A 24,569-nucleotide genomic window follows, 5' to 3' on the forward strand; every position below is an offset into this window, starting at 1 on the left:
GCGTGGATCTACTGTCACACCCCCGCCTCGATCATCCGCACCACCTCGGTGGCAGTGACCGGGTGACTCAACCGGTAACCCTGGCCCAGATCGCAGCCACGCTGGGCCAGCAGCTCGAACTGCGCCTCCTGCTCGATACCCTCGGCCACCACCGTGATGCCCAGGGCGTGGGCCATGGCGATGATCGCCGTGGTCAGAGCCAGATCGTCCGGGTCGCGCTGCATGTCGGCGACGAAGCTCTTGTCGATCTTGACCCCGTCCACCGGCACCTGCCGCAGGTGGCTGAGACCGGAGAAGCCGGTACCGAAGTCGTCCAGCCACACCTTCACCCCTGCACGATGCAGGCGGTCCAGCAGCTGCGCGGCCAGCATCTCATCGCCGATCACCGCCGTCTCGGTCAGCTCCAGGTGCAGGCGCGAGGCCGGCAGGCCCGATTCCTGCAGGCACTGCGCAACCAACGCCGGCAGCTCACCGCCGCGCAACTGCCGTGGCGACACATTGACCGAGACGAACAACTCGTCGCCGGCCACGCCGCTGGGCCACTGCACGGCTTCCATGCAGGCGGCACGCAGCACCTTCGGGCCGATGATCTCGATCAGGCCACTCTGCTCGGCCACCTCGATGAACACTGATGGTGGGATCGTGCCCAGCGTCGGGTGCTGCCAGCGCAGCAGCACTTCCACACCGACCATGCGGCGGTCGCGCATGCGGAAGATCGGCTGGTAGGCCAGCCGCAGCTCGCCGCGCTCCCAGGCGCCGCGCAGCTCCTGCTCCATGTGCACGCGGCGTTCGACAGCGTGATCCATGGCCCGGCTGTAGTAGCGATAGCAGTTCTTGCCGGCCATCTTCGCCTGGTACATCGCGATGTCGCCGTTCTTCAGCAGCGTCGTCGCATCCGCAGCGTCGTCAGGGAACAGGGTCACGCCGATCGAGGTGCCCAGGAACAGTTCCCTGCCCTGCACCACCAGCGGCTTGCCCAGCTCGCGTACCAGCACTTCGGCCAGCAACCGCGCATTGGCCGCGACATCGCCATCACCGACCAGGATCACGAATTCGTCGCCGCCGAACCGAGCCAGCAACGCGTCATCGCCGCCGGCCTCGGTCACGGCACGGCCGATGCGCTGGGCGAACTGCAGCAGCGCTTCGTCGCCGGCCTCATGACCCAGCGTATCGTTGACCCGCTTGAAATCATCGATATCGGCGAACAGCACGCCCAACCGGTGATTGGACGCACGTGCGGCCATCAACCGGTGGTCCAGCGCCTCACGGAACGCCAGCCGGTTGGTGAGGCCGGTCAACGCGTCGGTGTAGGCCATGCGCCGCACTTCGCGGTCGTGGCGGGCTATCGCATCACGCATACGGGCAAAGCCGCGCACCAGTTCACCCACCTCGTCGTCGCGGGTGTTTTCCCGCAGCGGCGCCTGGTAGTCGCCGGCTTCGATGCGCCGGGCAGCCGCGGCCAGATCGCGGATCGGCGCCACCAGCGTGCGCTGCACGTACAGGATCACCACCACGCCGATCACCACCAGCAGGCCCAGCATCAACAGCAACCAGCCCAGATGCCGGCTGCCCATCTGCTGCAGCCGCTCACCGAGGGTCGCGTTGGCCGCCTGCTCACGCTGCAGCACTTCATCCAGCGCCATGCCGACGCGGACACCACCGATGCGCTGATTGCCCATCCTGATCGGCATTGCGTTGTCGAGCACCGTGGGCGACTGCTGCACCACCAGCGACTGCGCGGCAACCGCCCCGGCCGCCAGCGGATCGGTCATCGGCCGTCCGGATCCGGGCACCCCGGCCGAGCCGTCGTGGACCAGCCGCCCGCGGTTGTCGAACACCAGTACATAGCGCACCACCGGCTGTCGCGAAATGCTGCGCACCAGCGCCCCGACCTGGTCCAGGTCGTTGTTGTGGAGCGGACCGGCAAGCGCTTCGGACAGCTCGCGCACCATGGCCTCGCCACGGCTGCGCACGCTGCGGTCGAACAGTTCGTGGATGACGCCGTTGCTGAGCGACCTCACCTCGCCCTGCATCGCCGCCTGCCGCCCCAACAGCACGGCCAGGATCGCCACCACCACCAGCATCGCCCCGCCCATCGCAAGCAGGAACCGGGCCTGCATCCCCGAGCCGAGCAACCTCATTCCACTTCCATCCGCACGCGCGTCAACCCTTGTTTCAATCCATCCAGCCACGGCTGCGCATGCGCATCGACGCGGCGGAAACCGGAAGCCCCCAACACCTTCTCAAACGCACTCTGCACCCGCCGATAACAGACGACACGCGGCAGCACGCCGGACGCGCGGCCGAACGCCGGCAGCGCCGGTCCGGCAACCGCTCGGTCCACACTGCCGAACGCATGATCCTGTGTCATCGCGAGTCGCCCCTCTCCGCTGCCCAACGCCCCCATCGCCGACCCGGCGCAGCACGCGCCGTCCCGGCCAGCAGGGCCAAGGCCAGGCTCAGCAGTTCCCCCTGCATTGCCCTACGCAGACCCGACACAAGCATCATCCCCCAAGGGTATCCGGACAGACTACCCGAAAAAATGGGGCCGTCGTCAGCTGTCCTTGCCGTTCTTCTGGGCCAGGCGCGCCATGCGCTGGGTATCGGCCAGGATCCCGCGCAGCAGGCGCACTTCCTGCTCGCTTGGCTCGCTGCGCAGGAACAGACGGCGCAGTTTGCGCATCGCCGACTCGGGCGCGCGCCCCTTGTGGAAATCGATCTCGTCCAGCGTCTCGCCGAGCTGGGCGAAGAAGCTCTCCATCTGATCGTGGCTGGCAGCCTGCTCGCGGCTCTCCGGCTCGGTCGCGGCCACAGGTTGTGCGCCCAGCAGCTGCATCCGCACTTCATAGGCCAGCACCTGCACTGCGGCAGCCAGGTTGAGCGAGCTGAACTCAGGATCGGACGGAATGTGCACTGCGGCATGGCACAGCTGCAGTTCCTCGTTGGTCAGACCGGTACGCTCACGGCCGAACACCAGCGCCACCTCGGCGCCTTCGCCGGCCTTGGCCACTGCGCGGGCGGCTGCATCGGCCGGCAGGAACTCCTCCAGCTGGACCCGGCGCGCACGTGCGGTGCAGCCCAGCACGAACCGGCAATCGGCCACGGCTTCGGCAAGGGTCGCCACAACGGGTGCGTCGCCGAGCACGTCCTCGGCACCGGCCGAGCGCCGGAAGGCCTCTTCATCAAGCGGCTTCTCCGGTGCTACCAGCACCAGGCGGGCCAGGCCCATGGTCTTCAGGGCACGGGCGGCGGCGCCCATGTTGCCGGGGTGTTGGGTCCCGACCAGGACGAATCGGAGGCGGGTGGCGGCAGGAAACTGGGACATGAACAGGGAAAATGTCGAGCTGGACGAAGACCAATGGTAAACTGTGCGGCCGGCCACTGCGCCGGACCCGCTCTTTTCCCCCGCCAGCCCTTCTCTTCTGCCCTTCCGGGAGCCCATGCCATGCAGAAACCCGCCGTAACCGTCATGGTCAAGGCCGCCCGCCTCGCCGGCAACGTCCTCTTGCGCAACATCAACAAGCTCGAGGCACTGAATGTAGTCCAGAAGGGCCGCATGGACTACGCCAGCGAAGTCGATGCGGACGCGGAAAAGGTGATCGTCAAGGAACTCAAGCGCGCCTACCCCGAGTACGGCATCTTCGGCGAAGAAGGTGGCGTGCAGAGCGAGCGTCGCCACATGTGGGTCATCGACCCGCTGGACGGCACCAGCAACTACCTGCGCGGCGTGCCGCATTACTGCGTGTCGATCGCCCTGGTCGAGAACGGCGAGCCGACCGACGCGGTGATCTTCGACCCGCTGCGCAACGAGCTGTTCACTGCCAGCCGCGGCGCCGGCGCCGTGCTCAACGACCGTCGCATCCGCGTGGCCGACCGCAAGGATCTGGAAGGCACCATGATCCACACCGGTTTTGCCCCGCGCGAGCGTGCCCGCGCCAGTGCGCAGCTGAAGTCGCTGGACGCCCTGCTGGTGCACGCCGAGGACATCCGCCGCTCGGGTTCGGCCGCGCTGGACCTGGCCTACGTGGCCTGTGGCCGCGCCGATGCCTACTTCGAAGCCGGCGTGAAGGCCTGGGACATCGCCGCCGGCGTGCTGCTGGTGCGCGAAGCCGGTGGCAAGGTCTGCGACTTCAAGGGCGCGACCCCGGCACGCATGGACAACCGCGGCCCGGACACCCAGCAGATCGTGGCCGGCAACCTGAAGGTGGCCGAGTCGCTGCAGAAGGTGCTGGTCAACACCGGTTACGCTGCCGAGTTCGACGCGAAGTTCTGAGTTCGCGCGTAAGGCGGTTCATGGAGACGGCACCTGCGAAGGTGCCGTTTTCGTATCCGCAGTGATCGTGCTTGTCACTTTCTTTGCTCGTGCAAAGAAAGTAACCAAAGAAACACGCCGCCAGTACGCAAGCCGGTGCTACGCACCGGTCCCCTGCGCTTCTCGGGGAATCAGGGGACGGCGCCGAACTCGCTGCGCTCAGACATCGGCGCCTCTGCGCCCCTGATTCCCCTGCGATGCTCGGCTCGCTACAAGGCGGACCCAACGTCAAAGGCTACAGCTGCACCCAGTAGATCCACGCCATGCGTGGATGCTCTTGCCGTTGATCTTGATCTTCCAGTCCGCCTTATAGCGAGCCGAGCACCGCAGGTCCGGCGAGGGCGAAGAGGCGCGGGTGTCTGAGCGTAGCGAGTTCCCGCGCCGTCCCTCGGCGGACCGAGAAGCGCAGGGTACCGGCGCGTAGCGACGGCTCGCGGCCGGCGGAGCGTTTCTTTGGTTACTTTCTTTGCGCGCAAAGAAAGTGACACCTCTCCGCAGGCGCGGAAACGAGCCGCCGGGCGAGCCCGGCGCCAGCAATGCCTCCCCGCAAACAAAAACGCCCGGCGCGAGGCCAGGCGTTCCTGCATCTCCATCGGAAGCCGGAGCTTACGCCGCGGTCGACGCCCGCAGTGCGGCGATGCGCTCTTCCAGCGGCGGGTGGCTCATGAACAGCTTCTTCGCCGTCGAACCGGCAATACCGAACGCGGCGATCTGCGTCGGCAGGGTGCTCTGGCCGTGATTGAGCTGCAGCCGCTCCAGCGCCGAGATCATCTTCTGACGGCCGGCCAGCGATGCACCGCCGGCATCTGCGCGGAATTCGCGGTGGCGCGAGAACCACATCGAGATCATCGTGGCGAACAGGCCGAACACCATCTCCAGCACGAACACGATGATGTAGTAGGCAAAGCCACGGCCGCCGCCTTCGCGGTTGCCCGACAACGCGCTGTCGATCACGCCGCCAACCACGCGGGCCAGCACGATCACGAAGGTGTTCAGCACGCCCTGCAGCAGTGCCATGGTGATCATGTCACCGTTGGCGACGTGGGCGATCTCGTGGCCGAGCACGGCTTCGGCTTCATCCTCGCTCATGTTGTGCAGCAGGCCGGTGGATACCGCCACCAGCGCGTTGTTGCGGTTGGCACCGGTGGCGAACGCGTTGATCTCCGGGCCGTCATACACCGCCACTTCCGGCATGCCGATACCGGCCGCCTTGGCCTGTCGTTCGACAGTGGCCAGCAGCCAGCGCTCGGTCTGGTTGCGCGGCTCGGTGATCACCACCGCACCGGTGGAGCGCTTGGCCATCCACTTGGACAGCAGCAGCGAGATGAGGGAGCCACCGAAACCGAAGATCGCGGCCATGACCAGCAGGCCGCTCATCTGGTTCGAATTGACCCCCAGCAGCGACATCACGATGCTGGCGAGGATCAGGACCGCGAGATTGGTCGCCAGGAACAGGGCAATGCGGGTAAACATGGGAAATTCCGGCTTGGAAGGGGTCGATATCCGTCAATTTGCGGTGCGGTCAGCTTGAATTCAAGCGCCAACCTGACCGACGATTCAGCCTGCATGACTTTCTCCCTTCCCTGCGGCCGTTTTGCGCCCTCGCCCACCGGCCTGCTGCATCCCGGCTCTCTGCTTGCCGCCTTCGGCAGCTGGCTGCTCGCGCGCCACCATGGGGGCCTGTGGCGGTTGCGCATCGAGGATGTCGATCCACCCCGCACGGTTGCCGGTGCGGCACAGGCGCAACTGCAGACCCTGGCCGCGTTCGGTCTGGTCCATGACGGGCCGGTGATCTGGCAAAGCGCGCGCGGCGACGCTTATCAGACTGCACTGGACCGCCTGCTGGCCAATGGCAACGCGTTTGTCTGCCACTGCAGCCGCAGCGATCTGGCCGCCAACGGTGGCCTGCACCACCACTGCGTCGCGCGGCGGACAAGACCGGACCCCGCCGTCCGCTTCCGGGTACCTGCGGGCAGCGTGGTGCATTTCGAGGATGGCCTGCGCGGCCGGCAACAACAGGATGTCCATGCCGAGGTCGGCGACTTCGTACTGCGCCGCGCCGATGGCTGCTGGGCCTACCAGTTGGCGGTGGTCGTCGACGATGCCGCGCAGGGCGTGAACGAGGTCGTGCGCGGCGCCGACCTGCTCGATTCCACCGCCCGGCAGATCCTGCTGCAGCAGGCGCTGGACCTGCCGACGCCGCGCTACTGGCACCTGCCGCTGCTGCTGGATGCACCGGGCCACAAACTGTCCAAGTCACTGGCCGCGCTGCCGGTGGAAGCCCGCGAGCCGGTACCGGTGCTGCGCCGGTTGTGGGAACTGCTGGGCCAGCCGAGCACCGCACTGGAAGGCATCGACGACCGCGATGCGCTGTTGGCCGCCGCGCAGCACAGCTTCGACCCCGGCCTGCTGCCGCGCGCGGACATCCTGCTGCCGGCGGGCGCACTTTCCGCGCCGATGTTGCAGAATCCCCCTTCCCCCACCTGATATCCGGACAGCTTTCCATGACATCTCGCGTCGCACTGGTCACCGGCGGAACCGGCGGCATCGGTACCGCCATCTGCCAACGCCTGGCCGACCAGGGCCACCGCGTCGCCACCAACTACCGCGACGAGGCAAAGGCCCGCGCCTGGCAGCAGTCGATGACCGAACGTGGCTACCAGGTGTCGATCTTCCCGGGCGATGTCTCCGACTCCGCCAGCGCCGAAGCCCTGATCCGTGCGGTCGAAGCCGAACTGGGCCCGGTCGAGATCCTGGTCAACAACGCCGGCATCACCCGCGATACCACCTTCCACCGCATGCGCGCGGAGCAGTGGCACGATGTGATCAACACCAACCTAAATTCGGTATTCAACGTCACCCGCCCGGTCATCGAAGGCATGCGTCGACGCGGCTGGGGCAGAGTCATCCAGATCAGCTCGATCAACGGCCTGAAGGGCCAGTACGGCCAGGCCAACTACGCCGCCGCCAAGGCCGGCATGCACGGCTTCACCATCTCGCTGGCGCGCGAGAATGCAGGCTTCGGCATCACCGTGAACACCATCTCGCCCGGCTATGTGGCCACCGATATGGTGATGGCGGTGCCCGAGGAAGTGCGCGCCAAGATCATCGCCGACATCCCGACCGGGCGCCTGGGCAAGCCGGAGGAAATCGCCTATGGCGTGTCCTTCCTGGTAGCCCAAGAGGCCTCGTGGATCACCGGCAGCAACCTGGACATCAACGGTGGCCACCACATGGGCTGGTAAACGGCGCCAAGATCGAAGGGCCCTTTGCTGCACCCTGCCGTTGGTCATGCTGCGCAGCACGCAAAGCCTTGTTGCGCAACATTCCGGCGATGGAAAACCAAGCCTGGCGGGGGCTGGGGCGGTTGCAACCGCTGCTGCACTGCGCCATGCTGCGCGTCTACTGTGACGAGTACCGCTTCATGGCTGCGACCCGCATCATCAAGAAGTATCCGAACCGCCGTCTGTACGACACCGAGATCTCCAGTTACATCACCATCGAGGACGTGCGCCAGCTGATCCTCGACGGCGAAGACTTCGAAGTCCGCGACGCCAAGAGCGGCGACGACCTGACCCGATCGGTCCTGCTGCAGATCATCGCCGACCAGGAGCAGGACGGCGAACCGATGCTCTCCACCCAGCTGCTGAGCCAGCTGATCCGCTTCTACGGCGATTCCCTGCAGGGCTTCATGGGCAACTACCTGGAGCGCAGCATGCAGGTCTTCCTCGACCAGCAGCAGCAGTTCCGCCAGCAGATGGGCAACCTGCTGGGGCAGACACCGTGGGCGATGATGAACCAGCTGACCGAGCGCAACCTGGAGCTGTGGCAGGAATTCCAGCGCAACATGGGCAGCGGTTTCGGTGGCCCGCGTCCCGGTGGCACCGGAACGGGCACCGGCACCGGCACGGCCGGCAAGCCGAGCGAACCGACCGGCGGCACGGGTACCGGCGGCAAGACCCGCCGCTGAGGCAACCGCCCCGGCTGATATGAAAACGGCGCGCCATGGGCGCGCCGTTTTGTTTTCAACGCCACCATGCGTGGGGTGGAATCTACGGACGTTTCGCCTTGCATGCCGAGCACACCCGCTCGACCTTGTAGCCCTTCGCCCGCAGCTTCTCGACCACGCCGTCGTTGCCCAGCAGGTGCAGGCCGCCCACCACCACCAGCGTGCCACCCTGCCCCGACTGCAGGTACGGCAGCAGTTTGGGCACCCACGCATCGTTGCGGTCGGTATTGATGTGCTGGTAAAGCTGCGGATACTTCTGGCGCATCTCCACGCCCATCCGGTTCCACAACAGCCGATCGTCGCCGCGGCGCCAGGCCTCATGCAGCATCTGCGCCTGGGCGTCACCCTTGCCCGCTTCGTCCAGCGCCTCGGACAGCATCTGCCGCTGCTCCTGCACGCTCATGCCATCGAGCAGGTTGATCTGGCTGGACATGTCTTCCAGGCCTGCGGTCTTCTTGCCCGCCTTCTGTGCCCGCTGCATGAAATGACGGTCCAGGCCCAGCTCCGGGTCCAGGCCCAGCTTCTGCATCTGCGCCACGGTGATGGTCAGGCCGACGAACCACGCTTTCATGCCCTGCAACTGCGCCAATGGCAATTTGTTCTGCGTCGCATAGGCCTGCAGCTTCTGCCAGGTCGGCGCATCCAGGTCACGCTTGAGCTCGCTGCCATCCTTGCGGGTAGCGACCTGCACCATCTGGCTGGCCATCTGCGGCGACTGCAGTTCCTCCGGCGTCACTTCAAACAGCACGCGCTGCGAGGCTTCGAACGCCTGCTCGACATCAGGCGACAGCGGATAGTCCTGCGGCTTCAGCAGATGGAAGGAACCCAGCAGGTACAGGCGTGCATCACCTTGTCCGGTGACCTTCCACAGCAGCGGCACCGGCGGCTTGCCCGCCGTGGCTTCGACCGGCGTATCGCGCGCGATGGCCAGCGGGCCGGCGGCACAGGCAACGAGAAACACGGCACTGCGCAACAACAGTTTCATCAACATGTTCAGCCCTCTCCTTCAGGCAGGTGGTACGCCTTCTCACCCGCTTCCACACGCAGGTCCAGGCGGTTTTCCGGCGGCGCCAACGGACAGGTCGCATAGGCGGTAAACGCGCACGGTGGGTTGTGGGCGTGGTTGAAGTCGATCGTCACGTGGCCGTCGGCGGTGGGCGCATCGGTATCCAGATAGCGGCCAGCAGGATAGCTGCCGTGGCCACTGGTACGGTCGGCGAAAATCAGGAACAGCGGCTGCCCCGGCTCGCCGATCGCTTCCAACCGCCAGCTGCGGCCGTCGCGATCGAATTCCACCGCACCGGCGTTGGGCATCTCGGTGGTCAGGCCGGTGATGTCCACGATCGGCAGGGTCTTGCCCGGAGGATGCGCGATGAAACGCGCCTGCACCTGCCATTGCGGACCACCGGGCCAGTACTGCAGGCCGGTGAAATCGCGGCGCGCGGGTGCATCGGCGTGCTTGACCCGCAGCGCATCGCGCGCGCCACGACGGATCAGGCTGAGCTGACCCTTGCCGCCATCGAAGGCCAGCAGGGTCGGCTGCGGATCCTTATCGGTATCCATACGGACACGCCCGCGCACAGGCTGTCCGTCGAGGATGACATCCGTGCCGGACTCCGGCGTGAACCACCATTGGTCGCCTTCACGGCGTAACAGGCCCAGCTTGGCCGGCCCCACCGCCAGGCGGATGCCACTGGTGGCGCCACTGCCGACAAAGTGCGACCGGTTCTGCAACCAGTGCAGGCCGACCAGCGCGGTCCAGCCGTCGGGCCGGGTCAGGTCCTGGTAGCGCAGCACCCGCCATTGCTGTTGCTGCGCAGCGAAGGCCGGATCCTCAACAGCGGCGGGGGCCGGCGTAGGTGCCGGGCTGCAGGCCACCAACAACAGGGCCGCCAGCAGGCTGCCCATTCCGCAAAATCGCATCGGTGCTCCCCTCAACGTCCGCGCAGGAACCAGCGGTCGATTTCCGCCAGCGAAAAACGGGCCCAGGTCGGTCGGCCGTGATTGCACTGGCCGGACCGCTCGGTGATTTCCATGTCGCGCAGCAGCGCGTTCATTTCCGGCACGGTCAGGCGCCGGTTGGCACGCACGGCGCCATGGCAGGCCATGGTCGACAGCAGCTCGTCGCGCGCAGTGGCGATGCGTCGGCTCTGGCCGTGTTCGCGCAGGTCGGTCAGCACATCGCGCAGCAGGCCTTCGGGTTCGGCATGGGCCAGCAGCGCCGGGATGCTGCGCACGTGCAGCGCGCCCGGTCCGGCACGGGTGATCTCGAACCCGAGCGCAGCCAGCGTATCGGCCTCCGCCTCGGCGGTATCGGCCTCGCGCTCGCCCACCGCCAGGGTGATCGGCACCAGCAACGGCTGCGACTGCAGGCCGATGCCATCGTGCGCATTCTTCAACCGCTCGTAGCCGATGCGTTCGTGCGCCGCATGCATGTCGACCACGATCAGGCCTTCGGCGTTCTCGGCCAGGATGTAGATGCCATGCAACTGGGCAACGGCGTAACCCAGCGGAGGTACTCCGGCGTCGGCACTGGTGACCGGCAATCCGTTCTCCATCGGCATCGGCGGCAGTACCGCACCCCGCTCGGCACCGGCGGGCGATGCATACAGCGCAGCATAGGCAGCGGGTGCGTCGGCCACCTGCAGGCCCAGCGGCTGCTGCGGGCGCCAACCGGAGAAGCCAGCGCCGCCGCCCTGCCCGGCACCGGGCGCCGGGCCGCGCACGTAGCCGAAGCTGGCGGCCGTGGCCCCCGGCATCGCAGACGCGCTGCCGCCCTCGGCCGGATGCACGGCTCCTGCACCGATCTCCTGCGCGCTCATGCCGGCGCGGGTGTCGGCCAGCGCGTCCTTCAAGGTGCGGTAGACGAAGTCATGCACCAGCCGCGAGTCACGGAAACGCACCTCGTGCTTGGCCGGGTGCACGTTCACATCGACGCGGGTCGGGTCCAGTTCCAGGAACAGCACATAGGCTGGCTGCCGACCGTGATACAGCACGTCGCCGTAGGCCATCTTCACCGCGTGGGCAACACTGCGGTCACGCACCGAACGGCCGTTGACGTACAGGTACTGCTGATCGGTGCTGGCACGCGAATAATGCGGTTGCGCGATCCAGCCATGCAGGCGCAGGCCGGCACTGCTGTGGTCCACGCGCACGGCCTGGCTGGCGAAGTCTTCGCCCAGGGTCTCGGCCAGGCGCACGTCCGAATACAGATCCCCCGGCTTGTAGCGACGCGAGGCCTTGCCATTGTGCGAGACACGCAGCTCGACATCGGGCCGGGCCAGTGCCAGCGAGCGCAGCCACTCTTCGATATGTCCCAGTTCGGTGCGCTCGGCGCGCAGGAACTTGCGCCGCGCCGGCACGTTGTAGAACAACTCGCGCACTTCCACCGTAGTGCCGGGCGCATGCGCGCGCGGGGTCACCTCGCCGATCTTGCCGCCTTCGATCTGCAGTGCCGAACCGTGCTCATCATGGGCACGGCGCGAGGACAGGGTGAAACGACTGACCGAGGCGATCGAGGGCAGCGCTTCGCCACGGAAACCCAGCGTGGCCACTGCTTCCAGCTCGTCCAGGTTGGCGATCTTGCTGGTGGCGTGACGCGAGACGGCCAGCGGCAACTGTTCCGCGGCAATGCCGCTGCCGTTGTCGCGGATGCGGATCAGGCGCACACCGCCTTCTTCCAGTTCGATATCGACGCGGCTGGCGCCGGCATCGATCGCGTTTTCAACCAGCTCCTTGACCACCGATGCGGGCCGTTCGACCACCTCACCGGCGGCAATCTGGTTGATCAGGATTTCCGGCAACGGCCGGATCGGACGCGGATCGGGCGCGTTCATGGGCAGGTCGGGCAGGCAGACGTCATGCCACGATGATAGCGGAGCGGCGCCAGGTAGAGTCGAGATCCACCTTACGCAGCGCCAGCCAGGCGTGGCCTGGCTCTAGCGGAAGCGGGCGATCCAGCGGGTTACTTGCTGCCGCCAGCCACGGTGCTTGCGGCGTCGATCTCGGCCTGCGCGCGTGCGGCGTACAACGTCCCCGGCGGCGGTTGGCGGCTGAAGAACGTATGCACGCCGTCCAGCACTGCACCGGCGACCTTGCGCTGGTAGGCGGGGTCGATCAGCCGGCGCTCTTCATCCGGGTTCGAGATGAACGCGGTTTCCACCAGCATCGCCGGCATGTCCGAGGTGCGCAGCACGGCGAAGTTGGCGCGTTCGATATTCGGCTTGTGATTGTTGCCGATCCGCTTCAGCCCGCCCAGCACGTGCCCGGCAGCATCCTCGGAGGATTTCATGTAACCACTCTGGGCCAAGTCCAGCAGGACGTTGGCCAACGTGCCTTCGGTCTGCTGCAGGCGCACGCCACCGACCAGATCGGCCGCGTTTTCCTTGTCCGCCAACCAACGCGCACGCTGCGAAGATGCGCCCTTGGTCGACAGCACGTACACCGACGAACCGGTGGCTGAGCGGTTCTCGGCGGCATCGGCGTGGATCGAAATGAAGATGTCGGCCTTGTTCGCCCGCGCCTTCTGCGCACGCATCGGCAGCGGGATGAACACATCGCTGTCGCGGGTCAGGAAGGCTTTCAGGCCGGGCGTGGCATTGACCTGGCGGGCCAGTTCACGCGCCACCGCGAGGGTGACGTCCTTCTCGCGCTTACCGGTCGGACCGATGGCACCGGGGTCCTGGCCGCCATGGCCCGGATCGATCGCCACCACCAGGTGACGCATGCCCCGCTGCATGCGGATGCGCGAGGCATCGCTGGGCATGGTCGGACGCGGCGACTCGGCCGGCGCAACAGGTGTCGGCGCCGGCTTCGGCTGGGCGGCCACAACCGCAGTGGTGGCCTGACCGGCCAGGATCGCTGCCGGCGATGACGTGGGCGTGCTGCTGGCGGTGGTACCCGCTGCCGCCATCTGCACCGGGGTGGTACTCGGCGCCGGCATCGGCGCGGCGGGTGTTGCAGCGCTGGCACTGGCCTGCTGTTGGACCTGCGCGGTCAACAGCGCAGTGGCTCGCGCGGCATCGCCGCGGGACTGTGCAGTTTGTGCCGGGGTCGGGTTCGGGTTCGGGGTAGAAGCCGGACTCACCGTAGATGCCGCTGGCGGTTGCGTCGCCGCAGGTCGGCTGGCAGCAACGGCCGGACCATCGCCCGGCCACTCGATCACCAGCTTGGATTCACTGCCTTCGCGCTGCATCTGCGGGCGGAAGGGGGCGACCGTCTCGGCCAGGTCGAATACGACACGGAAGGTTCCCGGCACCGGCTGCCCGGTACGCACCGCCGTGACCACGCCCTGCGGCGAGGGCATTTTCAGGTTGCGCACCGCGCTGGAATCGGGGAAATCGACCACCAGCCGGTTCGGGCCGGCCAAGGACAAGGTCTTGTAGCCGCCACTGCCGACCAGCGCGATTTCCGCACGGGTTCCGGTCGCACCGGTATTCAGCAGCACCTGACGGACCTCACCGGCCCACGCACTGACGCTCGCCAGACCAAGTCCGACGGCGGCACAGATGGCAATGAGTCGATTCCCCGGGCGCATGACTCAGGATTCAATCACCGCACTGAACGGAATGCAACACCTTTTTCCTTAATAATCCGTAACCTGCCGGTGTTTGTTCTCGTCAGCCGACAGAAAGGGCCTGCAAGTCGCCACCGTCGGGAAGCCGCAACAGCCATTCACGACCCGCGTCGCTGATGCCAGTGAGACGCACGCGACGCCCCTGCCCTTCAATCTCCAGTGCCACGACCAGATCGGTGGGGGGCAATGCACCGGCACCGCGCTCGGGCCATTCGACCAGCCACAGCACGGCACTGCCCTCGTCCAGGCCGAGGAAATCCAGCTCGCCGGCCTGGCCGATGCGATACAGGTCCAGGTGCCAGGCTTCGCCGCCACTGGACAACGGATAGCGCTCGACCAGGGTATAGGTTGGGCTGCGGATCGCGCCCTGCACGCCCAGCGCCCGCAGCAGCGCGCGCGCCGTGGTCGATTTGCCAGCGCCAAGATCGCCGCGCAGCTCGACCAGCGCCTGCGGTGGACGGGTGGCTGCCAGCCATTGCCCCAGCAGTTCGGTGGCGTCGCTGTCAGCAAGGAAGAATTCGGTCATCGGGAACATTCCGGGTTGGCCAGCCGCCGCAGGGGCGCCAGCAGATCAGTGGGAAGCAGGCCACGGGCACCGTCGGCGGCGGCGACATCACCGGCCAGGGCATGCAGCAACGCACCGCCTGCCGCCGCATCGAACGCGGGCAGGCCCTGCGCGCGCAGGCTGGCGATGATGCCGGTCAACAGGTCACCCATGCCACCTACCGCCATTCCAGGGTTGCCCGCCGCAATCAGTCGAGGTGTCCGGCCGGGCGCGGCGACGACGCTGCCCGCCCCCTTCAGCACCACCACTGCGTGATAGCGCTCAGCCAGCGCCTGCGCGCTGCCGTAGCGATCAGCCTGGATTGCCCCCGTGGTGGTTTCCAGCAAACGCGCCGCTTCGCCGGGGTGCGGGGTGAGGATCGCATCGGTCATCGCATGCGCATCCTGCGCCAGCAGGTTCAGCGCATCGGCGTCGATCACCAGCGGCAGGCCCGACTGCAGCACACGCGCATACAACGCGCGTGCCCATTCGTCCTGGCCCAGGCCCGGGCCGATCGCCACGACCTTGGCTTTTGCCAGCAACGCGGGCAGCGCATCGCCATCTTCCAGCGCATGCGTCATCGCCTCAGGCAACCTGGCCAGCAGCGGGCCAACATGGTCCTGGCGCGTGCCGATGCTCAGCAGACCTGCACCAGTGCGCAACGCGGCTTCGGCGGCCATCGCGATGGCACCACCGCTGCCATGGTTGCCGCCCACGCACAGCACATGGCCGGACTCACCCTTGTGGCTGTTGGCACGGCGCGGCGGCAGCAGATCCGGCAGGCGCGACTGCGTCCAGCACTCTGCAGCGGCAACGACACCCTGCCAGGCCTCGTCGGGCAGCGTCAGCGGCGCCAGCTGTCTGCGCCCGGTGTATTCCAGCGCGTCGCCGGTGTACAGGCCACGATGGGCGACGATGAACTGCAACGTCAGGGCGGCCCGTACCGCTACGCCCGGTACGCAGCCATGGTCGGCGTCGACACCGCTGGGTACGTCCAACGCCAACACCGGCGCCTGCTGCGCGTTCAGCGCCTCGATCAAGGCCAGGGTCGCACCCGCTGGGGCCCTGGAGAAGCCAAGGCCGAACAGGGCATCGACCCATATATCGGCCTGGGCCAGTTCGCCATTGAAATCAGTGACGGTTCCGCCGGCGGACTTAAAATCCGCTGCGGCGCGCTGCGCCAGCGCCGTGGAAGGCGGGCTGCCCGGCAGCGCGACCACCTGGACCAGCAGCCCCGCCTGCAGCGCATGGCGGGCCAGCACGTAACCATCTCCACCATTGTTGCCGCTGCCAACGACCACGCCGATCCGTCGCGCCTGCGGCCAGTGCTGCAGCAGGCATTGCCAGGCCGCCTGCCCCGCCTGGGCCATCAAGCCCCAGCCACCATCACCCGCCAGCGCGGAGGCCTGGGCATCGAGCATGCGCGCGGCACGGGAATCGAACAGATCGGCAAGGTTGGCCATGCGGGGATTTTATACTGGTGCACATGTCCCCCGTCCCTGCCCCCCTCGATCCGGCCCTGGCCGTACAGCGCATCCGCGACCTCGCGCGCGTGCATGGCTTCCAGCGCTGCGGTATCGCCGGTATTGAACTGGGCGAGGATGAGGCGCACCTGGCCGACTGGCTCGGCCAGGGCCTGTACGGCACGATGGACTGGATGGCCCGCCACGGCACCCTGCGCGCGCGACCTGCCGAGCTGCTGCCCGGCACGGTGCGGGTGATCTCGGTGGGCATGGACTACAGCCACAGGGATGACACCGAAGCGTGGGCGACCCTGGCCGATCCGGGACGCGCCTACGTCGCCCGCTACGCGCTCGGCCGCGATTACCACAAGCTGATGCGCAACCGCCTGCAGAAGCTGGCCACGCAGATCAACGATGAGGTAGCGCCGCTGGGCTACCGCGTCTTCGTCGACTCGGCGCCGGTGTTGGAGCGCGCACTGGCCCGCAACGCCGGGCTGGGCTGGATCGGCAAGCACACCTGCCTGATCGACCGCCACGGCGGCTCGTGGTTCTTCATCGGCGAGATCTACATCGATATCCCGCTGCCGATCGACACGCCGGCCACCGCGCACTGCGGCACCTGCACGCGTTGCATCGATGTCTGCCCGACCAAGGCCATCACCGGCCCGCAGCGCCTGGATGCGCGCCGTTGCATCTCCTACCTGACCATCGAGCATGACGGCGCGATCCCCGTGGAGATGCGACCACTGATCGGCAACCGCATCTATGGCTGCGACGACTGCCAGCTGGTCTGCCCTTGGAACAAGTTCGCCAAGCGCACCGACGAGGCCGACTTCCGCGCACGCAACAACCTGGACACCGCACGTCTGGACCAATTGTTCGCGTGGGACGAGGATGAATTCCTGCGCCGCACCGAAGGCAGCCCGATCCGCCGTAGCGGCCACGAGCGCTGGCTGCGCAACATCGCCGTGGCACTGGGCAATGCGCCAACCACGGCAGAGACGCTGTCGGCGCTGCAGACGCGCGCCGAGGATGCTTCGCCCGTGGTCCGCGAACACGTGCACTGGGCACTGGCCCAGCACGGCCAGCGCTGACGTGCGATCCTGAGCCCCCTGCTCCATCTGCCCCACGCCGTAACCATGCAACCACGCAACAACGACGTCTTCACCCCCAGCCAGCTCAACACCCTGGCACGCGACCTGCTGGAAGGCAGCTTCCCGGCGATCTGGGTGGAAGCCGAACTGGGCAGCGTGGCGCGCCCGGCGTCCGGCCATCTGTACTTCACCCTGAAGGACGCGCGTGCGCAGTTGCGCGCTGCGATGTTCAGGATGAAGGCGCAGTACCTGAAGTTCGTGCCGCGCGAGGGCATGCGCGTGCTGGTGCGCGGCAAGGTGACCCTGTATGACGCCCGTGGCGAGTACCAGATGGTACTGGACCACATGGAGGAGGCCGGCGAAGGCGCACTGCGTCGCGCGTTCGAGGAGCTGAAGACGCGGCTGGAGGCAGAGGGTCTGTTCGACCCCGCGCGCAAGCGGCCGATGCCAGCCCATGTGCAGCGCCTGGCGGTGATCACCTCGCCCACCGGTGCCGCCGTGCGCGACGTACTGAGCGTGCTCGGCCGCCGCTTCCCGTTGCTGGAGGTGGATCTGCTGCCGACGCTGGTACAGGGCGCGACCGCTGCCGCGCAGATCACCCGTCTGCTGCAGGCCGCCGATGCCAGTGGCCGCTACGACGTGATTCTGCTGACCCGCGGCGGTGGCTCGCTGGAAGACCTGTGGGCGTTCAACGATGAAGCCCTTGCCCGTGCAATCGCCGCCAGCGGCACGCCGGTGGTATCGGCGGTGGGCCACGAAACCGACTTCAGTCTCAGCGATTTTGCCGCTGACCTGCGCGCACCGACGCCATCGGTAGCCGCAGAACTGCTGGTACCCGATCAGCGCGACCTGGCTCTGCGCCTGCGTCGCAATGCGGCCCGCATGGTGCAGCTGCAACGCCACGCCCTGCAGCAGGCCATGCAGCGCGCTGATCGTGCCTTGCTGCGCTTGAACGCACAGAGTCCGCAGGCACGACTGGATCTGCTTCGCCGTCGCCAGCTGGACCTTGGGCGACGACTGCATGCGGCGCACAACCAGCAGCAGGAGCGTCGCGCGGCCCGCCTGCGCCACGCCGCTGCAGTGTTGCGAGGTCACCATCCGCAACGGCAGATGGAAGCGCTGCGACGTCGCCTTGCCGCGCTGGGCGGACGCCCGCAAGCGGCACTGCAGCGCCTGCTGCAGCGTGATGCGCTTCGCCTGCGTGGCCTGGCGCGGTCGCTGGAAGCGGTCAGTCCACTGGCGACCGTCGCGCGTGGCTACAGCATCGTGACCCGTGCAGACGATGGCGCTCTGGTACGTCGGATCGAGCAGGTGCAACCGGGTGACGCACTACAGGCCCGGGTCGGTGACGGCGTGATCGACGTCCAGGTGACTGCGGTCAAGTAAGGGTTGTTCGGCAGGGCTGCGCCCTGCACCTGCAGACGCGGTAGTGCTGACCGCTGGCCGGCAACCTCAGCAGCAACAGCAACAGCTGGCATTCCGTGGAATGGCGGGGCGGTGTCGGATTGCGGGGACGCAGCAAGTACGTCCTTGCAGGCTTGTCCGCCGCTTGCCTCGGGCCCATGCCGCGGACACCCCGCAATCCGACACCGCCCCACCTTCGACAGTCTGCCGATGTCTGGTAGATCCACGCCATGCGTGGATGCTCCTCGTTCAATTGTCGAAATATTCGATCTCGATGGAGATCCATCCACGCATGGCGTGGATCTACGTGTCGACCAAGGTCGACACCCACCAAGAGCAGGCAACGCCATTCCAACCGATCGCGGAAATCTGTCGAAGGCGGGGTGGGTCCGGTTGCGGGGGCGTAAGCGCCATGGATGGCGCGACCGAGCTTACAGGGACGTATTTGCAGCGTCCCCCGCAACCGGACCCACCCCGCCATCCCACGGATAGCCCGCTGTTGCTGTTGCCGTTGAGGTTGCCGGCCAGCGGCCGGCACTACCGCGGGTGCAGGGCGCAGCCCTGCCGAACCACCCTTTACCTGGCCTGCTCGCAGAACTTCTGCCGGTACTCCAGTGCCTTCGGCATCAACGCCTGCAGGTTCTGGATACGGGTACCCGGATTGGGGTGGGTCGAAGAGAATTCCGGCGGCGACTGGCCACCACCGGCCTGGCCCATGCGCTGCCATAGCGGTATCGCCTCGCGTGGGTCGAAACACGCCGCGGCCGCCAGCATCAGGCCTACCTCATCAGCCTGCGTCTCGTGGCTGCGCGCATACGGCAACAGATAGCCGTAGCCCATCGCCGACATCATCATCTGTTGCTGCTGCGCATCCATGCCACTGGCGGCGCCGGCCACCTGGCCGATCTGGGTCAACTTCTGCTGGGCCATGCGCTGTGCACCGTGCCGCAGCAACGCGTGGGCGATTTCATGGCCCATCACCACCGCCATCGCATCGCGGGTGCGCGCGACCGGAATCAGCCCCGTGTACACGGCCATCTTGCCGCCGGGCAGGCAGAACGCATTGGCCTGTTCGGACGGAATCACATTCACTTCCCACTCGAAGTCGCGTGCGAAGTGTGCCGGCTGCAGCCCGTGCTCCTGCGCCAGCGCGGTCTCGACCACGTCCACCTTGGCGATCAGTCGCTCAGCAATCGCCCGGACATCCCGTGAGACCGATTCGTTCGGGCCCAGCGGGCGTTCCTGGGACAGGATCTGCTGGTAGGCCTGCAGGCCCAATGCCTTCTCCTGGCTGGCATCAAGGCTGCTGTCGATCAGCACCTTCTCGCCGGTATAGGGGTCGACCGCACGGTTGGAGAACCAGTAGAACGCCGCATAACCGGCGGCCAGCAGCAGCACCCACCAGCGGATGTTGCCGAACAGGCCACGCCGCTGCTGCGGCGAGCGGGAAAAAGGATCGTTGCGCATCGGCAGGTCTTCCGGCTGACCCCGCCGGCCGGCGGGCACGGCGCAATCTTAGTGCGACACTGCCTGCGGCGGGTGAAGCCGGCGCCGATCCAGGCGTGCCCGTCAGATCCCGCGGACCAGCCGGAAGCCGATGCGCGCGTTGGTGGTATCCGAATCCTGCGATTGCCGCCAGGCTGCCCGGGTCTGCTCCGGGGCATTGGCCCAGTTGCCACCCCGGATCACCCGTGAACGGCAGCCCGGGTTGAACCAGGCCACGCCATCGGCCGGTGCGCGCCGATAGCTGGCATGCCAGCAATCGGCCACCCACTCGCTCAGGTTGCCGCCCATGTCGTGCAGCCCGAAGCCGTTCGCCTGGAAACTGGCGACCGGTGCCGGCCCCCACCACCCATCGCCATAGCCGACGAAGGCGTTGTGCCAATGCCTGCCGGACGGTGAAACGTCCTTGCTGCCGGTGTAATTGCCACTGCCTTCCGGTGGCAGCCCGGCATCGCCCCACGGGTAACGGCCACTGCTGCCGGCACGCATCGCGTACTCGAACTCGGCCTCGCTGGGCAGGCGGTAACTGCGACCGGTCTGCTCGGAAAGCCAGGTCGCGTAGTTCTCTGCGTCACGCACGCTGACGTGCATCACCGGCGAATTGCCCAGTGCCCGCCCGCCGTCATAGTCGGACCGCCAGTCCACGCCGCTGCGACGGATGAAATTGCCGCTGCGCTCGTCATAGACCACCGAATGTCCACGCCGGGTCGCGCGTGGGCGGGCATTGGTCGCCTTCACATAGCGCTCGAAATCACCCACGGTGATCTCGGTGATCGCCATCGCGTACCCCCGCTCGAAGCGCACATAGTGCGATGGTCGCTCTGCGTCGGTTGCGCCCGGCTCAGAATCACTGGCGCCCATCTGGAATCCGCCATGCGGCACCACGATCATCTGCGGTCCACGGCCGCCATCACGCAGCGCATCGCTGAACACCTGTCCCGGCCGGAAGCTGCCGTAATGGGTGGCCAGTTCGATGCGTTCGCGCAGCTGCGCCACCACCGCGTCGCCCGGCAAGGCGATGCGCAACGCTTCGGCCAGCTTCTCGCGCGCGGGCTTCAGCCCCTGCGGGGTGGTCAGATCATGCAGGCCGCCATCGCGCAGCCGGACCAGTGCCGCTGCACGGATCTGCTCGATGCGCTCGAACGCATCGGCGATGGTCGGTGACGAATCCCGCACCTTGCTGGCTTCTGCCAACCACGCGCCGGCACTGGCGAAATCGCGGATGCGCGCGGCATCCTCGGCACGCCGGATCAGCCCGCTTTCCGCAGCTGCCAGCCCCTGCCGCGCGCGACGATTCGCCGGATCCAGCGCAAGTGCTTCACGGAAGTTGCCAATCGCACCATCACCGGCTTCACCTATCCGATCGGCACGCAGATCGTCTTCGCCCGCGCGGTTGTAGGCGACCACGCGCTGCGCCGTCTCCACCCGCCCCTGCAGCGCGCGCACCTTCTCATCCTTCGGCGCCAGGGTCAGCAGTACCAGCGCCTGGCGCCCGGCTTCGGCCAGCGCTTCACGCTGCTGCAATGGCCGTTGCAGCAACGCATCGGCCTGCTGCAGCAGGCGCTGCTTCGCACGTTGCAGGCCCAGACGCGCCTGGCGGTCGTCAGGTTCCTCTTCCTGCACCGCCAGCCACAGCGGCACGGCCGCATCGCCATCTTCGTACAGATGCCCCTGCGCGAAAGCCTGCTCGGCAGCCCGGCGCAGCTGTGCCAGCGTACGCCCCTGGCGATCGACCCGCGGCGGCGTCCACTGCTGGATGTCCTCGGCCGCATCGTCACCGGCAATGGTCACCGTGCCCTGCCCGCTACCAGGTGCCGGACCGGCCTGCGGTGCAGGATCGGCCGGCTGGCCTGCAGTGCCACCGGAGGTCTGCGCAGGGGGCGATGGCGTGCAACCGGCCAGGCCCACGGCCAAGGCGGTACACAGCACGGGCGACAGCAGAAAACGCAAGCAGGGCCTCCTTCGGCACGGATGCGGACCGACGTTAGGCTATTCTCCCCTGCCTGAGCAAACACGAGTAGTAGGCCCTGACCTGTGGCAATCTGGATCACCACCCCCGCCGAGCTGGACACATACCGCCAGCAACGGCCGACCCGCATCGGCCTGGATACCGAATTCATCCGTGAACGCACCTTCTGGCCGCAGCTGGCGCTGGTGCAGATGGCCGTCGGCGAGGACATCCTGCTGATCGACCCGTTGATTCCCGGCATGCCCGAGGCGTTGGCGCCGTGGCTGGCCGATGAATCCATCACCAAGGTGATGCACAGCGCCAGCGAAGACCTGGTGGCGTTCAAGTGGACCTGCGGCGTGCTGCCGCGCCCGTTGTTCGACACCCAGATCGGCGCCGCTTTGGCCGGCATTGGTGCTGGCATGGGCTACCAGAAACTGGTGCAGGAGATCACCGGCGTGGCACTGGAGAAGGGCGAAACCCGCTCGGACTGGATGCGCAGGCCGCTGTCGGACTCACAGCTGAAGTACGCTGCTGACGACGTCGAGCATCTGTTCGCGATGCATGACGCGATTTCCACCAAGCTGGAATCGCTGGGGCGCCAGCAGTGGCTGCACGACGACGGCGAGCGGCTCCTGGCCAGCGTCGCCAATGACGAAGACCGCTGGCCACACCTGGGCATGCGCTCGGCGCAGTTCCTGGACGCGCCAGCGCAGCGCCGCCTGCTGCGCCTGCTGCGCTGGCGCGATGTGCAGGCGCGCGCCAGCGACCGTCCGCGCAGCTGGATCCTGGACAATGAACTGGCCGCGACCCTGGCACGCACCCCGCCAGCCGATGCCGCCGCATTGAGCAAGCTGTTCGAACAGTTCCCGAAGGCGCCGCGCAAGCTCGCCGCTGCGGTATGGGAGGCGCTGGATACGCCGTTGGCCGACGAAGCCGATGCGCCATTGGCGATGCAGGCCAGCGAGGCCAGCAAACAGCTGCTGAAGAAGCTGCAGGATGCAGTGGCCGAACGCAGCCGCGAGCTCGGCCTGGCCGACGGCGTACTGGCCTCACGCAAGCATCTGGAAAGCTATCTGGAGCATCGGCAGTGGCCTGCCGCATTGGCCGGATGGCGCCAGCAGGAACTGGAGCCGGTGCTCGCACCGCTGTTGCCCAGCGCTTGAGCCCCCTGCCGTCGTCGCGCATGCAGCGCGGCGACGGCTGACACGGGCATCGCGTTGAGATTCGGCGCGTGCCTGCAGCGCGCCACTTCGCGCCACTGTCCCCCGAAGCCAGCCCACCGCTGATTGCTGCACGCAGCGATGCCTGCCGCGATCCTGTACGTCCGCCAACAGGATCGCGCCGCTCGGTTCATGTACATGACTGCAGACACATACGCCTGCGTCGGCGGCGTGCAAGAGTGAATCGCACGTCACCTTGTACGCCTGTTCAAGGCACGAGTGGACGACGCACCCCGCAGGACCGATGCCGTCGGCGCAGGTCCTGCCCACGCTGCTGCGCAAAGGACTCCCATGCACACGATCATCTCCGAACGGACCGCAGCTTCCCCCTCCCGCCCGATGCGCCACCTGCGCCGATGGCTGGGCGTTTCACTCCTGTGCGTCGCTGCCAGTGCAAGCGCCGCCGATAACCTGCAGGCACGCATCGCTCAGGCATTACAGGGCACGACGACGCCGGCCATGGGTGTGCTGGTGATCCGCGACGGCAAGATCGCCGAGCAGGCCGTCAGCGGCGTGCGCCGCAATGATGAAAAGATGGCCGCCAGCACCAGCGATGCCTGGATGATCGGCTCGACCGGTAAACCGATCACCGTGGCGATGATCGCGCGCCTGGTCGAACAGGGCGTGCTGAAGTGGGATGCGCCGCTGTCGACGATGCTGCCCGACCTGGCCGCACAGATGCAGCCGGCCTACCGCAACGTCACGCTGGTGCAGCTGCTGTCGCACCGCGCGGGCCTGCCGGAAAACCTCACCGATGGCACCGCTCTGGATGCGTTCTTCACCGACACGCGTGCCCTGCCGGTGCAGCGCGAGGCCTACATCAAGGCCGCGCTGTCAGAGGCGCCGGTCCACCCGCCGGGAACGGAATTCGCCTACAGCAACAGCGGCTTCCTGATCGCAGCCGTGATCGCCGAGCGCGCCACAGGCAAGGACGTGGAGACGCTGATCCAACGCGAGGTGTTCCAGCCACTGAAGATGACCGGTGCCGGCTTCGGGCCGACCACGGCAGGGCAGCCGTTGGGCCACCGCAGCGGCAAGCCGGTCACCCGCGCGCCGCAGAAAGCCGACGATGGCGTACCGCCGATCTACACCGCCGCCGGCAACCTGCACATGCGCCTGCAGGACCTGGCACTGTTCGCCATCGACCAGCTCGCCGGCAGCCACGGCAAGGGCACGCTGTTGACGCCGGCGTCCTACACGCTGATGCAGAGCGCGCAACCGGGCAGCCCCTCAGGTCTGGACTGGGGCGTGCAGCCGTCCATCGCCGGTCGCCAGGGCCCGGTGCTGGTGCACGGTGGCTCCGATGGCAACTGGCTGGCCTGGGTGGTGCTGTTCCCCGCACAGAACAGTGGCGTGATCGCCATTGCCAACGCCGCCGAAGACATGGGCGCCGACACGGCAACCATGGGTGTGCTCGGCGGCCTGTTCGCCGAGCTGGCCCCTGCTGTCACGCCCGCCGCCAAGTAGACCCGTTACGACGCCCTGCACCTGCGG

Annotated in this window: 20 protein-coding genes; 8 read left to right on the forward strand and 12 right to left on the reverse strand. The window is 67.2% G+C overall.

Going from position 1 to position 24,569, the window contains the following annotated elements:
* Positions 1-14 precede the first annotated feature (14 nt).
* The 3 genes from ACEF39_RS14215 to ACEF39_RS14225 form a co-directional block, all read right to left on the reverse strand.
* Entirely contained in the window at positions 15-2,141 is a 2,127-nt protein-coding gene (locus ACEF39_RS14215; protein WP_500285517.1) for a putative bifunctional diguanylate cyclase/phosphodiesterase, read from the reverse strand.
* Positions 2,138-2,407, reverse strand: coding sequence for a hypothetical protein (locus tag ACEF39_RS14220; RefSeq protein WP_500285518.1), 270 nt, complete (start codon positions 2,405-2,407; stop codon positions 2,138-2,140). Before ACEF39_RS14220 ends, ACEF39_RS14215 begins: the two co-directional genes overlap by 4 nt.
* A 147-nt stretch (positions 2,408-2,554) precedes the next feature.
* Positions 2,555-3,325 (reverse strand): RNA methyltransferase, encoded by a 771-nt coding sequence (locus ACEF39_RS14225; RefSeq protein WP_500285519.1) that lies wholly within the window; start codon positions 3,323-3,325, stop codon positions 2,555-2,557.
* A 120-nt stretch (positions 3,326-3,445) separates the two neighbouring features.
* On the opposite strand from ACEF39_RS14225, the gene ACEF39_RS14230 reads away from it, so the two are divergent.
* The gene (locus ACEF39_RS14230) at positions 3,446-4,273 is read left to right on the forward strand and encodes an inositol monophosphatase family protein (RefSeq protein ID WP_025876387.1); all 828 of its coding nucleotides are present in this window, start codon (positions 3,446-3,448) and stop codon (positions 4,271-4,273) included.
* A gap of 645 nt (positions 4,274-4,918) precedes the next feature.
* Here ACEF39_RS14230 and htpX read toward each other — a convergent pair.
* Positions 4,919-5,785: a protease HtpX gene (htpX, locus tag ACEF39_RS14235; RefSeq protein WP_180166374.1), complete on the reverse strand. Its 867-nt coding sequence runs from the start codon at positions 5,783-5,785 to the stop codon at positions 4,919-4,921.
* A gap of 93 nt (positions 5,786-5,878) precedes the next feature.
* On the opposite strand from htpX, the gene gluQRS reads away from it, so the two are divergent.
* The 3 genes from gluQRS to phaR all read left to right on the forward strand — a co-directional run bounded on the left by gluQRS (position 5,879) and on the right by phaR (position 8,282).
* On the forward strand, positions 5,879-6,799 hold the full coding sequence (gene gluQRS, locus ACEF39_RS14240; protein WP_500285520.1) for a tRNA glutamyl-Q(34) synthetase GluQRS: 921 nt from the start codon (positions 5,879-5,881) through the stop codon (positions 6,797-6,799).
* Positions 6,800-6,816: 17 nt separating this feature from the next.
* Positions 6,817-7,557 carry an acetoacetyl-CoA reductase gene (phbB, locus tag ACEF39_RS14245; RefSeq protein ID WP_500285521.1) on the forward strand — a complete coding sequence of 247 codons (741 nt, stop codon included), beginning with the start codon at positions 6,817-6,819 and terminating at the stop codon, positions 7,555-7,557.
* Positions 7,558-7,736: 179 nt separating this feature from the next.
* Positions 7,737-8,282, forward strand: a complete 546-nt coding sequence (gene phaR, locus ACEF39_RS14250) for a polyhydroxyalkanoate synthesis repressor PhaR (protein WP_108265878.1) — start codon at positions 7,737-7,739, stop codon at positions 8,280-8,282.
* Positions 8,283-8,364: 82 nt separating this feature from the next.
* Here the strand turns inward: phaR and ACEF39_RS14255 are convergent, their stop codons facing one another.
* The 6 genes from ACEF39_RS14255 to ACEF39_RS14280 form a co-directional block, all read right to left on the reverse strand.
* Positions 8,365-9,312, reverse strand: a complete 948-nt coding sequence (locus ACEF39_RS14255) for a TraB/GumN family protein (protein ID WP_500285522.1) — start codon at positions 9,310-9,312, stop codon at positions 8,365-8,367.
* 2 nt (positions 9,313-9,314) lie between these two features.
* Complete coding sequence (locus ACEF39_RS14260) at positions 9,315-10,244, reverse strand: DUF1684 domain-containing protein (protein WP_500285523.1); 930 nt, start codon at positions 10,242-10,244, stop codon at positions 9,315-9,317.
* Positions 10,245-10,255: 11 nt separating this feature from the next.
* A complete protein-coding gene (mutL, locus tag ACEF39_RS14265) occupies positions 10,256-12,157 on the reverse strand; it encodes a DNA mismatch repair endonuclease MutL (RefSeq protein WP_500285524.1) in 1,902 nt (633 codons plus the stop codon).
* A gap of 128 nt (positions 12,158-12,285) precedes the next feature.
* Positions 12,286-13,857, reverse strand: coding sequence for an N-acetylmuramoyl-L-alanine amidase (locus ACEF39_RS14270; protein WP_500285525.1), 1,572 nt, complete (start codon positions 13,855-13,857; stop codon positions 12,286-12,288).
* Positions 13,858-13,939: 82 nt separating this feature from the next.
* Positions 13,940-14,422 carry a tRNA (adenosine(37)-N6)-threonylcarbamoyltransferase complex ATPase subunit type 1 TsaE gene (gene tsaE / locus ACEF39_RS14275; protein ID WP_500285526.1) on the reverse strand — a complete coding sequence of 161 codons (483 nt, stop codon included), beginning with the start codon at positions 14,420-14,422 and terminating at the stop codon, positions 13,940-13,942.
* On the reverse strand, positions 14,419-15,903 hold the full coding sequence (locus ACEF39_RS14280; protein ID WP_500285527.1) for an NAD(P)H-hydrate dehydratase: 1,485 nt from the start codon (positions 15,901-15,903) through the stop codon (positions 14,419-14,421). The genes tsaE and ACEF39_RS14280 overlap by 4 nt, the downstream gene beginning before the upstream one ends.
* Before the next feature lie 23 nt (positions 15,904-15,926).
* Between ACEF39_RS14280 and queG the strand changes: the two genes are divergently transcribed.
* A complete protein-coding gene (gene queG, locus ACEF39_RS14285; RefSeq protein ID WP_500285528.1) occupies positions 15,927-16,997 on the forward strand; it encodes a tRNA epoxyqueuosine(34) reductase QueG in 1,071 nt (356 codons plus the stop codon).
* 45 nt (positions 16,998-17,042) lie between these two features.
* Positions 17,043-18,383: an exodeoxyribonuclease VII large subunit gene (xseA, locus tag ACEF39_RS14290; protein ID WP_500285529.1), complete on the forward strand. Its 1,341-nt coding sequence runs from the start codon at positions 17,043-17,045 to the stop codon at positions 18,381-18,383.
* A 594-nt stretch (positions 18,384-18,977) separates the two neighbouring features.
* Here the strand turns inward: xseA and ACEF39_RS14295 are convergent.
* Positions 18,978-19,868, reverse strand: a complete 891-nt coding sequence (locus ACEF39_RS14295) for a M48 family metallopeptidase (RefSeq protein WP_500285530.1) — start codon at positions 19,866-19,868, stop codon at positions 18,978-18,980.
* Between the two features lie 102 nt (positions 19,869-19,970).
* A complete protein-coding gene (locus tag ACEF39_RS14300) occupies positions 19,971-21,854 on the reverse strand; it encodes a formylglycine-generating enzyme family protein (RefSeq protein WP_500285531.1) in 1,884 nt (627 codons plus the stop codon).
* Positions 21,855-21,938: 84 nt separating this feature from the next.
* Here ACEF39_RS14300 and rnd point away from each other — a divergent pair, with 84 nt between their 5' ends.
* Together rnd and ACEF39_RS14310 are read left to right on the forward strand one after the other, a co-directional pair.
* The gene (gene rnd / locus ACEF39_RS14305) at positions 21,939-23,018 is read left to right on the forward strand and encodes a ribonuclease D (RefSeq protein WP_500285532.1); all 1,080 of its coding nucleotides are present in this window, start codon (positions 21,939-21,941) and stop codon (positions 23,016-23,018) included.
* Positions 23,019-23,366: 348 nt separating this feature from the next.
* A complete protein-coding gene (locus ACEF39_RS14310; protein WP_500285533.1) occupies positions 23,367-24,542 on the forward strand; it encodes a serine hydrolase domain-containing protein in 1,176 nt (391 codons plus the stop codon).
* Positions 24,543-24,569: the final 27 nt, after the last annotated feature.

The sequence above is a fragment of the Stenotrophomonas indicatrix genome (assembly GCA_041545745.1).
Taxonomy (GTDB): Bacteria; Pseudomonadota; Gammaproteobacteria; order Xanthomonadales; family Xanthomonadaceae; genus Stenotrophomonas; species Stenotrophomonas indicatrix_A.

Coding starts and splice junctions, on each gene's coding strand:
- ACEF39_RS14215 (WP_500285517.1), bottom strand. CDS start 2,141: ATGAGGTTGCTCGGCTCGGGGATGCAGGCCCGGTTCCTGCTTGCGATG.
- ACEF39_RS14220 (WP_500285518.1), bottom strand. CDS start 2,407: ATGGGGGCGTTGGGCAGCGGAGAGGGGCGACTCGCGATGACACAGGAT.
- ACEF39_RS14225 (WP_500285519.1), bottom strand. CDS start 3,325: ATGTCCCAGTTTCCTGCCGCCACCCGCCTCCGATTCGTCCTGGTCGGG.
- ACEF39_RS14230 (WP_025876387.1), top strand. CDS start 3,446: ATGCAGAAACCCGCCGTAACCGTCATGGTCAAGGCCGCCCGCCTCGCC.
- htpX (WP_180166374.1), bottom strand. CDS start 5,785: ATGTTTACCCGCATTGCCCTGTTCCTGGCGACCAATCTCGCGGTCCTG.
- gluQRS (WP_500285520.1), top strand. CDS start 5,879: ATGACTTTCTCCCTTCCCTGCGGCCGTTTTGCGCCCTCGCCCACCGGC.
- phbB (WP_500285521.1), top strand. CDS start 6,817: ATGACATCTCGCGTCGCACTGGTCACCGGCGGAACCGGCGGCATCGGT.
- phaR (WP_108265878.1), top strand. CDS start 7,737: ATGGCTGCGACCCGCATCATCAAGAAGTATCCGAACCGCCGTCTGTAC.
- ACEF39_RS14255 (WP_500285522.1), bottom strand. CDS start 9,312: ATGTTGATGAAACTGTTGTTGCGCAGTGCCGTGTTTCTCGTTGCCTGT.
- ACEF39_RS14260 (WP_500285523.1), bottom strand. CDS start 10,244: ATGCGATTTTGCGGAATGGGCAGCCTGCTGGCGGCCCTGTTGTTGGTG.
- mutL (WP_500285524.1), bottom strand. CDS start 12,157: ATGAACGCGCCCGATCCGCGTCCGATCCGGCCGTTGCCGGAAATCCTG.
- ACEF39_RS14270 (WP_500285525.1), bottom strand. CDS start 13,857: ATGCGCCCGGGGAATCGACTCATTGCCATCTGTGCCGCCGTCGGACTT.
- tsaE (WP_500285526.1), bottom strand. CDS start 14,422: ATGACCGAATTCTTCCTTGCTGACAGCGACGCCACCGAACTGCTGGGG.
- ACEF39_RS14280 (WP_500285527.1), bottom strand. CDS start 15,903: ATGGCCAACCTTGCCGATCTGTTCGATTCCCGTGCCGCGCGCATGCTC.
- queG (WP_500285528.1), top strand. CDS start 15,927: ATGTCCCCCGTCCCTGCCCCCCTCGATCCGGCCCTGGCCGTACAGCGC.
- xseA (WP_500285529.1), top strand. CDS start 17,043: ATGCAACCACGCAACAACGACGTCTTCACCCCCAGCCAGCTCAACACC.
- ACEF39_RS14295 (WP_500285530.1), bottom strand. CDS start 19,868: ATGCGCAACGATCCTTTTTCCCGCTCGCCGCAGCAGCGGCGTGGCCTG.
- ACEF39_RS14310 (WP_500285533.1), top strand. CDS start 23,367: ATGCACACGATCATCTCCGAACGGACCGCAGCTTCCCCCTCCCGCCCG.